12 protein-coding genes are annotated in these 13,310 nt (G+C 66.5%); 1 reads left to right on the forward strand and 11 read right to left on the reverse strand.

Annotation, left to right across the window (positions count from 1 at the left end):
• Positions 1–71: 71 nt before the first annotated feature.
• Complete coding sequence (locus tag OHS59_RS25795) at positions 72–4,727, reverse strand: FtsK/SpoIIIE domain-containing protein (protein WP_328495767.1); 4,656 nt, start codon at positions 4,725–4,727, stop codon at positions 72–74.
• Positions 4,728–4,999: 272 nt separating this feature from the next.
• Between OHS59_RS25795 and OHS59_RS25800 the strand changes: the two genes are divergently transcribed.
• Positions 5,000–5,305, forward strand: a complete 306-nt coding sequence (locus OHS59_RS25800; RefSeq protein WP_328495768.1) for a WXG100 family type VII secretion target — start codon at positions 5,000–5,002, stop codon at positions 5,303–5,305.
• A 98-nt stretch (positions 5,306–5,403) separates the two neighbouring features.
• Here the strand turns inward: OHS59_RS25800 and OHS59_RS25805 are convergent, their stop codons facing one another.
• The 10 genes from OHS59_RS25805 to OHS59_RS25850 form a co-directional block, all read right to left on the reverse strand.
• Positions 5,404–6,003, reverse strand: a complete 600-nt coding sequence (locus OHS59_RS25805) for a hypothetical protein (RefSeq protein ID WP_328495769.1) — start codon at positions 6,001–6,003, stop codon at positions 5,404–5,406.
• Positions 6,000–6,641, reverse strand: a complete 642-nt coding sequence (locus tag OHS59_RS25810) for a hypothetical protein (protein ID WP_328495770.1) — start codon at positions 6,639–6,641, stop codon at positions 6,000–6,002. The genes OHS59_RS25805 and OHS59_RS25810 overlap by 4 nt, the downstream gene beginning before the upstream one ends.
• Positions 6,634–7,026 carry a hypothetical protein gene (locus OHS59_RS25815; protein WP_328495771.1) on the reverse strand — a complete coding sequence of 131 codons (393 nt, stop codon included), beginning with the start codon at positions 7,024–7,026 and terminating at the stop codon, positions 6,634–6,636. The genes OHS59_RS25810 and OHS59_RS25815 overlap by 8 nt, the downstream gene beginning before the upstream one ends.
• Before the next feature lie 52 nt (positions 7,027–7,078).
• Positions 7,079–8,434: a putative T7SS-secreted protein gene (locus OHS59_RS25820; protein WP_328495772.1), complete on the reverse strand. Its 1,356-nt coding sequence runs from the start codon at positions 8,432–8,434 to the stop codon at positions 7,079–7,081.
• 87 nt (positions 8,435–8,521) lie between these two features.
• Positions 8,522–8,830, reverse strand: a complete 309-nt coding sequence (locus OHS59_RS25825; protein ID WP_328495773.1) for a hypothetical protein — start codon at positions 8,828–8,830, stop codon at positions 8,522–8,524.
• Positions 8,831–9,588: 758 nt separating this feature from the next.
• Positions 9,589–10,248 (reverse strand): hypothetical protein, encoded by a 660-nt coding sequence (locus OHS59_RS25830; RefSeq protein ID WP_328495774.1) that lies wholly within the window; start codon positions 10,246–10,248, stop codon positions 9,589–9,591.
• Between the two features lie 37 nt (positions 10,249–10,285).
• Positions 10,286–10,894 carry a hypothetical protein gene (locus OHS59_RS25835; protein WP_328495775.1) on the reverse strand — a complete coding sequence of 203 codons (609 nt, stop codon included), beginning with the start codon at positions 10,892–10,894 and terminating at the stop codon, positions 10,286–10,288.
• A gap of 112 nt (positions 10,895–11,006) precedes the next feature.
• The gene (locus tag OHS59_RS25840; protein WP_328495776.1) at positions 11,007–11,669 is read right to left on the reverse strand and encodes a hypothetical protein; all 663 of its coding nucleotides are present in this window, start codon (positions 11,667–11,669) and stop codon (positions 11,007–11,009) included.
• A gap of 78 nt (positions 11,670–11,747) precedes the next feature.
• Entirely contained in the window at positions 11,748–12,560 is an 813-nt protein-coding gene (locus OHS59_RS25845) for a hypothetical protein (RefSeq protein WP_328495777.1), read from the reverse strand.
• 77 nt (positions 12,561–12,637) lie between these two features.
• Complete coding sequence (locus tag OHS59_RS25850; RefSeq protein WP_328495778.1) at positions 12,638–13,300, reverse strand: hypothetical protein; 663 nt, start codon at positions 13,298–13,300, stop codon at positions 12,638–12,640.
• Positions 13,301–13,310: the final 10 nt, after the last annotated feature.

Consider the following 13,310-nt stretch of genomic DNA (forward strand, 5'->3'; position numbering starts at 1 on the left):
CCGGAAACGGCCGTGGGCCGGAGGGGTGTCACGCACGGCACCCCTCCGGCCCACGGCCGTTTCCGGTTCGACTACAGCGGCACGGTGACCGTGATCGTCTCGCCGTTCCCCAGGTGCAGCATGCCCTTGCCGGGGGTGACCGGGCCGCCGACCATGCTGCGGGTCGTACGGATGCCGATCAGCTCACCGGCACCGGAGTCCTGCGGGGAGAGCAGCAGGCCGCGGCGGCCCTTCTTGGCCTCGACCTGCCAGCCGGAGAAGCCGCTGCACACCTCCTCCTCGTCGCCGCCGATCACCAGCGCGAGCCCGCGGTCGGCGCCGCGCTGGACGAGCCGCTTCAGCTCGCGCTCGCAGTCCGCGTCCTCCAGGACCTCGCCGTCGTCGACGATGACCACGACGGGCTCCTCCGGGCTCGCCGACTCGATCGCCTCGTTGAAGTCGTCGCTCTCGATGTCGTCCTCGGTGAAGACCTTCAACACGCCGTCCTGGCCGTCGAGTTCGCGCAACGGTGACGGGCGCGGGGCGGCGATGACGAGGCGTACGCCCTGCAGGAGGTACGAGCGGGCGAGGTTCAGCAGTGCCGTGCTGCGGCCGGACTTCGCCGGGCCCGCGACGACGAACGTGGGCACGCCCTGGGAGAGGTCAGGACCGAAGGCCATGATGTCGTCGCCGCCGATACCCGCCAGCCCCCACAGCTTCGCCTGGGCGATTGCCGGGTCCCGCATCTCCCAGGCTTCCGGGAAACCGATCCGGGAGGGCAGCGAGTCCACCCTGAACGGCCGTCGCGCCCGCGGTACTTCGGCGTCGCGGGCGGCAGCCGCCTCGCCGATCGTGGCGAGCGCGGCGGCCTGTCCCTGCCCGCTCACATCGTCGGAGAGCAGCGCGAACTGCGTCTCGACGGCCGACTCGTTCTTGAAGCCGCGGCCGGGCGGGATCTCCTCCGGCACCTTGCGCGCGTTGATGCCGAGCATCGTGAAGTCCGAACGGTCGGCGAGCCGCAGACCGTACTTCTCCTCGGTGAGCGAGGCCATCCTGCCGAGCAGCACCTGCCGGTCACCGGTGACGACGAGGTGGATGCCGACGCTCGCGCCCTCGCGCATCATCGTCTGCAACTCGTCCGTCAGCTCACCGTGGTTGTACTCGCCGAGCGTCGGCAGCCAGCCCTCCCACCGGTCCAGCAGGACGACGACGTGCGGCAGCCGCTCCTCCTCGGTGACGGAGGCCCGCTGCTCACCGATGTCGGCGAACCCCTTGTCGGAGAGCAGGTCCTGACGCCGGGTCAGCTCACCCTTGAGCCGGGTGACGAGCCGTACGGCCCGTTCCGTCTGGTTACGTGCGACGACGGCCCCGCAGTGCGGCAGCCGCGTCAGGGCGTTGAGGGCGCCGTTGCCGCAGTCGATGCCGTAGAGGTGCACGTCCGCCGAGGAGTGCGTACGGGCGATCGAGCCGGCCAGGGTCCGCAGGATCTGCGAACGGCCGCTGCGAGGCGCACCGCCCACGATGAGATGCCCGAAGGAGGAGAAGTCGACGACGACCGGACGGCGGGCCTGGTCGGCGGGAATGTCCTCGACGCCGTACGGGGCCGGGGGCAGCCTGCCCGGCGCGAGCGCGGCAGCCGCCGGCACCTCGACCTCGTCGAGCAGCAGCGTCTCGGAGAGCGCGGGCAGCCAGGGACTGTGCTGGGCGGGGATCCCGATCGCGCTGTTGGCCTCCCGGACGGCGTCGACGAGCACCTTGAGGTCGGTGATCTCCTCTTCCTCCCGTGCCTCGACCTTGGGCTTGACCAGGGCGGCCCGCCCCAGGTCGGCCCACTCCAGGGGGCCGGCCCAGGGTGCGAGGAGCCGCGGATCGGCGGCGCCGGGCCGCCGGCCGCCGACGCGTCCCGACTGGAACGGTACGAGCGAGGCGTGCCCGAGCCGGACGTACGCGCGGCCGGGCGTGTTCTTGGAGATGTGCCCGGCCTCGGGGGAGTCGATGACATCGCTCGACTCGCCGCCGTCCGTCACGCGCAGAGCGATACGGAGGTTGGTGTTGGCCCGGATCTCGGGGGAGACGACGCCGGAGGGCCGCTGGGTGGCGAGCAGGAGATGGATGCCGAGCGAACGGCCCCGCTGGGCGATGTTGACGAGCCCCGTCACGAAGTCGGGCAGGTCGCGCACCATCGAGGCGAACTCGTCGATGACGATGAGGAGTCGGGGCAGCGGCCGGTTGGAGGGCTCGCGGCGTACGAGATCCTGGTAGTCCTCGATGTCCTTGGCGTCGGCGGCGGCCAGGATGTGTTCGCGCCGGTGCAGTTCGGCGCCGAGGGATTCCAGGGCCCGCTCGACGAGGTGGGCGTCGAGGTCGGTCACCATGCCGACGGTGTGCGGCAGGTTGACACAGTCCTTGAAGGCGGCGCCGCCCTTGTAGTCGACCAGCACGAACGTCATGTTCTCCGGCGTGTTGGCCACGGCGAGGGCCGCCACGATGGTCTGCAGCAGCTCCGACTTACCGGAACCGGTCGTACCGGCGATCAGACCGTGCGGCCCGTCCCGCCGGATGTCGATGCCGAAGGGCCCGTCGTACGACTCTCCGACGACGGCCATCGTCGACTGCCCGCCCATCCGCCAGCGCGCGGCCACCGCGTCGCTCGTCGGCGGCTCGAGCTGCAGCACGTCGAGCAGGCGGCTGGAGCCGGGCAGCGCCGAGTCCTCCGTCTCTCCGCTGATGTCCCGGATGGGAGAGAGCGCACGGGACAGGCGCGCGCACCAGGCCGACGACACGAAGTCGGGCCGTACGTTCTTGACCCGGGCGGTACCCGTCTGCTCGACGCGCAGCCGCAGTTCGAGCGGCTTCTCCTCGCCCTCCTGCCGGTCGTCGGCCTCGGCGGTGTGCCAGGCCTGGAAGGAGGGGAAGCCGTTGGAGCCGGCCTGGTAGCCGACGCCGGGACCGGGTGGCGTGGCCCCGGTGGCGGAGCCGGCCTGCGGCTTCTCCCGCTCCCTGGGCCTGGGCTCGGCGATGACGACGGCCTGGCACTCGCCGGGCAGGAACCGCTCCTCCGCGTCCAGGCAGATCGCGTACATGCTGACGGCGGGGCCCTCCCGCAGCAGTCGTACGACGCCGGGCATGGACCGCAGACGGCGGGAGCCGTCCCAGACGACGACGATGTCCGGGTCGGTGAAGTGCGTCTGGCGGCCGTTTTCCTTGGACGCCTTCTGGCGGGCGTCGAGGAGCTGGGTCAGCTCGCCGATGCGGGCGCCGACGGTCTCGGCGTCCGTACCGATCAAAACGTTGGTGTCCTGGGCTCCGGAGGGCCGGGAGTGCGGCAGCCACCGCACCCAGTCCCAGGTCTGCCGGGCGCCGTTCTCGGTGAGGACGTAGAACTGGACGTCGAGCGGACTGTGCAGCACCGCGGCCTGCGCCACGACCCACCGCCCGATCGCCTGCGCCGAGTCGCCGGGTCCCGCGATGCCGACGACCCCGCGTTCGCGCAGCGGTACGGCGACGGGGGCGTCCTCGATCTTCCAGGTGACCTCGCGCTTGTGGTCGTCCTGCTCGGGGTCGTCGAGCACGACCTCGGAGGGCAGCTGTCCCGTGCCGACCCTGATGACCAGGTGGTCGGCGTCGGTCCGCCGCCGCTCCCACAGGCGTGTACGGGGCCCGGTGCTCATCGAGAGCACGGCGGCCGGGTCGGGCACGGCCTGCCGCCGGTCGAGGCGCTCGTCGACGAGGGCCTCCTGCGCGTCCTTCTCGATCCGCTCCTTGTGCTCCTTGTACTCCTTGACCTGCTTGGCATGGGACTTGCGCCCGTGCTTCTTGTCCATGAAGTAGTTGCCGAACAGGATGATCGGGCTCAGCAACGCCATGATCAGGTAGTACCAGCGCCCGAAGATCATCACGGCGACGACGGCACCGACGAGCGGGGTCAGCGCCATCAGCCAGGGCAGCGGCCGGGCCTCGAAGTCCCGTGGCTTCGCGGGCAGCTTGAACCGGGTCTGCCGCTCGGGGGGCTGGAGCCGGGGCGGCCGGTTGTAGTCGAGGCCGGTGCCGTCCTCGGACCACTTCAGCGCGGCGTTCGGCGGGGAGTAGCGGTCGAGTTCGAAGAGGGTGTTGCCGACGGCGATCTGGGCGCCGAGCGGCCAGTCGGTCCTCTCCTTCCCCTCCTTCTCCTCGAGGGGCTCGCCGTCGAGGGTGACGGCTGCCTTGTCCTTGCCGTCCCCCCGGTCCCCGTGCAGGGCGACCTGACACGTTCCGTCCGTTGCAACTGACAACGTCAGCGCACGCGCGGCCAGCTCGGGGTCGTCGACGCGGATGTAGGAGGCGGGGCCGCTGCCGATGTCGTAGCGCCCGATGCCGAGCCGGTGCACGGAGCCCGTGGCGGGTCCGCTCGCCACGCGCAGCTCGACGAGCCCGGTCGGTTCGCCGGGCAGGCAGCCGGCGGGGTCGTACAGACTGACGACGGCGCCCTCGCGCAGCGCGGAGGTCCCGACGGTGGATCCCGGGTCGACGGGATGGCCGTCGACGTAGGCGACCGGGCCGCTCGCGCCGCCGGGCTGCTGCCCGTGCGGTCCGTGCGGTCCGTGCGGCCCATGGCTCCCGATGGGGATGATCTGGGCCCCGCCGCTGTGGCCGACGTGTGCGGCCAGCTCCTTCGCTATGTCCCCCATGGAGGACTCAGGATCCGCGTCGAGCACCACGTCGGCGCTGGCGCCGCCGAGCGGATCGACGACGGTCAGAGTCAGGCGCACGATCGTCCTCCCGTATACCCCTGCTGCCAGCTCAGGGCTGCCGAATACCGCCCCGTGTACTGACCCGTGTACTGACCGGAGACGATATCCGCTCCACCCTTCCCACAGGCAACGGCGTATGTGCCGGTTCCCTGAAGGCTCTTGAAGGAACCGGGGTGTGCTGCTGCAAGCGTCCTGCGTAAGCTGCATGCTCAGCGGACGATCGCATCATCCGCAACGGGAGCCACGGGGGTTGGCCCTGCGGCAAGTCGAGTTGTTTCGGAGGACGCCACATGGCCGGCGGCAAAGATGCAGATATCACATATGACGAGATGCACAAGGCGGCTACCAAGCTGACCGACGCCAAGGACAAGATCGACGAGAAGCTCGACGCCCTTGAGCGCTACATCCAGGGCCTCGTCAAGGACGGCTACACCACCCGAAAGGGTTCGCAGGCCTTCGAGGACTCCTTCACGGAGTTCAAGAAGGGCGCGAAGGACACGATCGACGGCCTGACGGGCATGTCCAAGTTCCTCACGAGCGCTGCGAAGGCGTACGAGGACCTGGACAATGAGCTGGCTAAGGGTGTCAAGGGCTGAGGCTGCTCTTTTGGGTGGTTGCGGCTGCTTCCCGGCGGCCGGTTCGCCGGTGCGGTGCGGTGCGGTGGGGGGCTTCTCGCCTCCACCGCACCGCGCGGTCAAGCAGGCGGTGACCCCTCCGGGGCTGCCGTCAGCCACAGGCTCCGCGCGAAGACGTCCACCTCATCGAGGTGGGCCGCCAGCCACCCGGGATCATCGGCCACAGTACGCACTGACAGGTCGACCCCGAACTCCTCGGAACGCCAGGCGAAGTTGAGTGACATCATCAGCGCTCCCTCGCGGGAGCCCCAGTACCTGAGGGAGCGGAGACCGTCTCCCAAGCGCTCGGTGGTGAACATGTCCACTTCTGTCGGGCGCACCGGGCTGTCCCGGTCTGCCTGCACCGCCTCGCGAAGTTGTGTCACACGATCACCCTCGGCGGGAACCGTGAGGGCGTAGAAGGCCAGTGGGACGCGGCGCGGGTCCTTTGCGTAGAGGAAGACCTGGTGTGCGGGGACCCGGCCGGGAATTCCCTCTGCCAGCATGTCCAGCCGCTTTGCCAGCGCGCGGATCTCGCGCCGTTTGGGCCTTTTCTCGCGCAACCGCCAGAGCATGTCCGCGTTCTTCTGCGCCCAGTCCTGACGTTCGTCGACGCTGTCCCATTTCAGTGGCATGAGGAGCCACTCCGTGGGGTCCGAATCGGTCTCAAGGAAGATCACGAATAGCTCCAGCGGAACGTGGTCATCACGGCATCAAAGAGTTCGACGAGGACTTCGGCGAACTCGCTGTGGGGGTCGCCGTCGGCGATGGTGCTGAAGCAGATCGTCACCCATTGCGCGACGGGGGATTTCGGGACCGGAAGCACATAGTCGATGCGCCGGGAGGCGTACTCCACCTCCCGCTCCGGGTCGGCGGCCACGGTCTTGTCTCCACGGACGCCGTCAGCCCCGTCGATCGAAACCGGCTCACTGCCCGCTCCGTCCGCGAGTAGATGCGCGACGACCTGGCCGCTGCCGGTTCTCGCGCCCGGGCCGGTGAGCGCCTCGGAGACGACGATCGAGGCGGGGATGAGAGTGCCGTGGATCCGCTCCACTGGCAGGTAGAGCGTGAGTCCGTCCGCCTTGCGGGCTTGTTGAGCAGCTTTGTTGAGCCGCTTCATCAGTTCCAGACGCGCCTTGATGACGTCGTCTCTCGGGATGTCCTCGGAGAGCTGAGCCACGCCCCGATCGACGATGCGTTTGACGGCCTCGTCCGTGCCCTCCCGTAGAGGGATCATGTCCCAGCCCGGCGGCGGGACCAGCCGGTAGCCGAGGGGCATCGTGGCCGGGGTGCTTACGTCGTCGGAGACCTCAGGCATGCCGGAACCTCTCAACGGCAGCTGAGCCGACCACTAGCAGTGGGGTGACGAGCGCACCGATGACACCCGGCCAGAACCCTGTCACCAGCGCGGGCAGCAGGAGCGTGCAGGAGACAAGGAGTGCGTGGGTGAGGCCTACTGGTCGCCGACTGTGCCAGGGGTGACGAACAAAGATCCAGAAGATTCCGAGGATGCCTGCGGACACCACCGCTCGCTCCGTCCAGGTCCAGACGGGGACGAACGAACGCGGGGTCACGATGGCCAGTAGGAAGTACACGATGATGAACACGGCTGGAACGATGACGCACAGCCGCGCCGCTGCCACGACTCCGCCGCCTAGGCGGGTCACCACCGCAGAGGTGGCCAGTGACTGGTTGGAAGACATCAACTCTCGACCTTCGCTCGGGCGTCCTGTTCGCTTATTGGTGCGTGTTGACTCACCAGTGCGTGTCGACGGGCGGCAGCCATGTGTTCGCCTTCCAGTCGTTGTACGTCTCGCTGAATGGTTTGTCCGCAGTGCCCAATGCCTCGTGCGCGGCTGCGATCGCGTCGCTCTGCCCCAGGCTCTTGTCGATGACGTCGGCGCCGGTTCCGATGTACGCCCCGGCGAGGGACAGGCCGTATCCCGCGTTCGAACCGATACGCGTGATGTTCGAGACCGCATCGGGGAAAGCCTCCCCGTTTTTGGCGATGTTGGCGTACAAGCCGGCGGCCTCGTCATCGCCCAGGTGGGCCGCTTTCGCGAGCTTGCTGAGCTGCGGGGAATCCATGGACACCCGTCCCGCGTCGTCGAGGATCTTCTTGCGGATGAAGAGCCGCATTTCCTTGGCGAAGACCTTGGTCGCGTCGTCCGAGCTCGTGGCCGCGAGTCGCCCGAGCTCGTCCATGAAGCGCGAGTTGGCTCGGATGCCGTCCTTGAGCTTACCGACACGGGACAGCGCCGCCGCTGCTTTGGTGGAGGAACTGGCCCCCTTCAGAAGGGATACGCCGAGTCGGCCCATGCCCATGGTGACCAAACCGATGGAGTCCATGGCGACGTCCATCCAGCTGGCGTCCCCGGAAGCCACGAGAAGCATTCTGGTGCCCAGGACTAGAAGGCCCGCGACCACCAGAAAGACGGCGATGTTGAGGCCTGGGACAAACATCGCGATAACGCCCACGATTGTCGCGATCCACCCCAGTACGTCGATGACGACCTTGATCCAGTCCGCGTTTTCGTGGACCCAGCCCTTGACGTTGTCCCACCAACTGTCTTCGATGGCGTCGTCGAGTTGGTCACGGATCTTCTTCGCGAAGTGGCGGGCGCGTTCATCCCGGTCGCCGCGGATACGGTCGAGCTGGTCGCGGAAATCCTGCAGTGGATCTCCGTCGGTCTCACTTCCGGAAGGCTTAGCCGCTTTGTCGTCTCCGGATGCCTTCTTGGCCTTCTCCGCATCGACCTCGTCCTGCTTCTCCTTGGCCTTGCGCAGAACCGCGTCGGCTTCGCCCTGGTAGTGCTCCAGGTCGTTGGCCCAGTTGGTGAGATGCCCGTGTACACGCTCATAGCGGGCGGCGACCTCGCGAAGATGCTTCTCCAAGACGCTGGACTCGTCTTTGAGCTTGGCGGCGTACTTGCCTTTGAGTTCGTCGTCGTCACCGATTCCGCGCAGCAGTCGGGACTGTTCACGGAGCGATTCCGCAACGCCCTTCATGTGTTTCACCTCGGCGCGGATCTCTTCGGAATCCCCGGGCACGGGGTCGGACTCCGCGAGCGGATGCCAGTCGCGAGGCCTGGCTTTAGACGATGCGACCACTGGTTGTGTCTCCCCTTTGCTAAACTTGCCGAATCCGGTTCGCGACTGATGCGCCGCCACCAGGTCCCGGGCGCACGATAGGCAAGTTTACTTCTTCTTGCCCTTGCCCTCCTGGAGGCCCTTGGCCAAGTCCCCGTCCAGCCCGCCGAATCCATCCATGGTTGATTTGGCCAACTTGCCGACGGTATCGATGTTATCGATCATCTTTGCGCGGTAGTCGTCCCAGTTGTCAACGAATTCGCCCATGGCGTCCGCGATATCGTCACTGCCCCAGTAAGGGCGCATGTCGTCCGCCCGGTTCCCGAGGTTATTGAATTCTTTCTTGAGATTCTTGAGTCGAGACTCGGATTCTGAGAGAAGTTCGACATTGACCCGGAGGTCCGCATCTTTACCCATTGGTGACGTATCCCCCGTGACTTGAGATGACCCGATCGCGACGACGGCTGCCTGGACAGAGGCTCCTGCTCGCCCTGTTAATCCTGCCGTCCAGTGCCGGTAAGAGCGGACCGAGGTCGGCCTGACGGCAACTGGCACGACGGTATCTGTGGGGTGCGGTGTCTCGCCAGTACGGGTTCGACGGTAGAGCGTGGTGACCGCACCGAATGTATGTCGTTTCATTGGTTGACGTGTGCCGGTGTCAAATCGGTTGGTGGCTGGAAGCTTCGAGGTGGTGCCGGTCCGCGCGTGCCGGAGATCCGAGGGTTGGAGGGTCTGACGGTCCGAGGTAAGGATTCCCAGGTCTGCAGCCTGAGCTGCCGTGGCGGCGCTGGCCCCGACGCGGGTGAGGGGTATGTGTGGATTCTGTGATCCAAGGCTCACGGGAAAATCGGACGGGTCGTGTTTGCAACACCTGTGAGGGTCCTCATGGCCGCCGACGTCGTCTGGTGAATGGTCGTGCGTGCGGGGTCGCTGGAGAGAGCCGAAGGGGTGCGTCAGTTGCCCCGTGAGGCAAGACGGCCCGGCAGTGGAGCCTCGGAGCGTTCGTCGGAAGGCTCGGCGACCAGGATCGGACTGTTGGTTCGATCCTGGTCGCGGCGATCCGCGCGGCCGAGAGAGCCCAGATTCCGGCCGGCGGTGTCCTCATGAAAGAGGGAACTCGGCTCTCGACCATGGGGCGGTCCGATCGTGGAACGGAACGGAACGGAACGGCTCACTCACTGGCACTTCGCCGCCTTCGTTTCGACGAACACCTTGGATGCCCGCCACAGGTCGTCGCCCGTAGGGAACTTGATCATGATGATCCTGTAGTAGCCGAAGTCCTTGGGGCTGGCTTCGGTCTTGAGGACCTTCCCCGTTTTGACCTCTTTCCCGTAGAACTTGCTCGCGTCCGAGCAGAACGCGACTTCTACTGAGTTGCCGTTCGTGGTGGAGCGTGTGGTGGCGTCGAAGTGACGACGAGTACCGGTGCCGGTCCAGCCGCCTTTGACCCACTCGTTGATCTGTACCTGCGCGTAGTGCAGTCCATCGCCGGTGAAGTACGTGGTCACAGCCGCGTCCTTCGCCGTGCGCTTGTTGACGCCCCGATAGATCGCACGGATGTAGTTAGAGGCGTCATCTATAGCCGCCGCCTCGTTCCTCGCCTTCGGCTTCTCCCAGTCGAAGACCAGGTTCATGTCCTTGGGCAGGGATACGTCCACGCCGTCGGGGTTGTCCCTGGAGGCTCTCGCCGGCTTCGCCGACTTCTCCTTGCCCTGGTCGGTGCCTGCGGTCTTGTTGTCGTCTCTGGACTTGTCGTCCCCGCCTCCGCACGCCGTGAGCAGCAGGGCTGCGGTCGCGGCGAGCGCGGCAGCAACAGGAAAAGAGCGGTGCTTCACAGTGAACCCCCGTGAGTTTTAGACGCAACAGAACGCTTCAATTCGAACTGGCCAAGCTGGAGTGACCTGTTCGCGTACGCCGCCTGCTGCGGACCATGTCCACGGTGATCCACAGCGCGGCCGTGACGACCGTCGCCGCGAACCCGACCGCCCACAGCCAGGGCTGGGTACGGAAGGTCCAGCTGGGCGGTCCGGAGGGCCCTCGACCCCACTTGCCCGTGTCCTGGGCAACGAAGATCAACGAGATGAGCTGCAGCATCACCGCTCCGCACGCGACGGCCAGCAGCGTGCGACCGATCGAGCGGGTGGTGTGAGCCTTCCAGGATCCCCTGTTCAGGGCAGAGAGGGCCTTGACGAAGAGCATGAGCACGCAGGGCACGAGCGCTCCCGCGAACACGGCGAAGCCGTATGTGCCGCCCGGCCAGGCATCTTTCGCCCATTTCCACGTGTCGTCGCCCCAGTACTCACTCATGAAGCTGAGCAAGACGATCGGGGTGGCAATGGCAAGGAATACGAGGCAACCGAACAGCTTGCCGCCCTTGCCGGAGCCCTTGTCCCCACGCACCGACCCGCTGCCGGGCCGGTGTTCGTACTGAAGCGAGGGGGCGGCAGCCCTGCGCCTGCGGGGCTTGGCGGATCCTGCCATCTGGCTGCCTCCCATGGGTTGGGCTTCGGATTTCCGGCTTACAGGTCGCCCGGCGCGGACGCGCCATCGCGCCGCGATGTGGTGAGTGAGGGTGTGTCCGGGTGAGCGGCGTTCACCGGCACTTCGCCGCCTTCGTTTCGACGAACACCTTGGACGCCTGCCGCAGGTCCTCGACCGTGCTGAACTTGACCATGACGATTTTGAAGTGGTCGAAGTCCGAGATGCTGGGCTCCGTCGTCAGGATCTTCTTGGTCTTGATCTCTTCGCCGTAGAACTTGCTCGCGTCCGCGCAGAAGGCCACTTCCACGGAGTTGCCGTTCGTGGTGGAGCGTGTGGTGGCGTCGTAGTGGCGGAGAGTGCCGGTGGCGGTCCAGCCGCCCTTGATCCATTCGCTGATCTGGACCTGCGCGTAGCGGCGTCCGCCGTCGGTGGAGTACGTGGTCACAGCCGCGTCCTTCGCCGTGCGCTTGTCGACGCCGCGGTATATGGCGCGGAGGTAGTTCGCGGCGTCGTTCATGGCCGCCGCCTCATTTTTCGCCTTCGGCTTCTCCCAGTCGAAGACCAGGTTCATGTCCTTGGGCAGGGATACGTCTACGCCGTCGGGGTTGTCCTCGGAGCCTCCCGCCGACTTCGCCGATTTCGTGGGCTTCTTCGTGCCCTGGTCGGTGCCTGCGGTCTTGTCGTTGTCGCTGGACTTGTCGTCTCCGCCGCCGCATGCCGTGAGCAGCAGGGCTGCGGCGAGCGCTGTGGCAGCGGGCAAAAAGCGGCGCTTCACAGTGAACTCCCGTGAGTTGTGAATGCGTGCGAAAGCCACGACGACCTCCGTGGGACGAGCGGCCGCACGGCCCCGTGCCTACAGGTCACCGGGTGCCGGTTCCGCTGCCTCTCCCGAGGCGTCCATCAGAATCGTAGACGTACTGAAAACACCCTTTCCGGTCTTGGAACGAGTGGGGACTTCGACGAGGACGATGCCGCTTGGCAGCTTGATGTAGACGGGCGGGTGTGCAGCACCGCGCAGGTGCGAGACGAATCGCGAGACCCGCTGTTTCTGTGCTTCCGTCAGGGCGCTTTCTGGTAGTGCTTCCAGGTTTCCACAGAGGATTCCGGCGAGTTTCTCGGCGCTTGTCGGGTTGCCCGTGAAGAGACGGATCCAGGACTGGTCGGCGAAGGTGATGCGTGCATCCGCGCTGATCTCGCTGAACGTCATCTGCCGGGCTTCGGCGACATATTCCAGAGGAAACTCGCCCAGGACCTCGGCTTGGTCAGAAGCGCCGGTGCGGGTGCCGAGGAAGAGCAGCCGTCGGTTGGTCAGAACGAGATCCGTGCTGTATCCGTCCGGGCGGCGGCCCGGGTCCAGTTGCCACGGCACCGTACGGGCGAGAGCGCCAGGGGCGGCCCACAGCACGGGGAAGTCTTGGACCTCGTTCTCCGGTTCCTCCGGTTCTCCTCGCCCGGATACGCCACCGAACGGTGAACCCACGGCGCCACCGATGTTGGCGACGATGTTGGCGATCACCGGGATGGCGGTGAGGAAGCCACGGCCAGCGCGGCGGGCGGTCTGGTCGCCCGTCTTGTGTGGGGTGAAGACGGGGCCGGCGGGCCATCCCGTCAGCTCATTCTGGATGTCGTTGCGCTCGGTGTCCCGGAACCATCTGCTGCCGGACACCGCGGGTGCCACACCGGTGGCGAACTTGACGGTGATACGGAAGAGCAGTTCCTCGTCGAGGGCGGGGTACCAGTCCATCAGTGCGTCACCTCTCCTGTGTCGTCCCCCGGGAATTCCAATGAGCCGACGATTCCGGCAATGGCATGCGTGAACTCATCCCACTGGTCGACAGAGGCTGTATCCAATGTGATCACAGCGGTATACGGGCCTGTCGCGAAAGGAATGTGTACCTGAATCTGTCCCATCGTCAGTTCCTCGTCCTTGCCGCTCTTCGTGTACTGACTGTCCACGATGAGCTTACGGAAGGAGATGACCGAGACCGCGGGGCCGCAGGGCAGGTCGAGCCATGTCACGTCGCGCAGGGGATCAGGACTCTGGACGGCGAAAATTCCTTGGGCCACGATGTCCTGGTCCGTGGTACCGGATTCGAATACGGCTACGGTGAGAGAACAGTGCGCCACGCCACCGTCTCCGATGTCGTACAGACCGATGCCGAAGAAGGAGACCCCGCCCGACAGCATCTCCTGCGCAGTCGCGCTGTACAGGGTGCTCGTGGCTTCCCACAAGCGCTCCTCGCCCCGCGGGTAGATGTCACGGACCAACCTCTTCACGGCTTCGGCCCGTTCGATCTCGTCCAGGGAGACCTCGATCGCGTGCATGCCTTGGGGGAGTCGGATGGTCATGGGTGGCAGGGCCACGCCTTCCACGCCCAGGACCTGGAGTTCGCCGGCATTGTCCATAGGGTGACTG

Source organism: Streptomyces sp. NBC_00414, assembly GCF_036038375.1.
Lineage (GTDB): Bacteria > Actinomycetota > Actinomycetes > Streptomycetales > Streptomycetaceae > Streptomyces.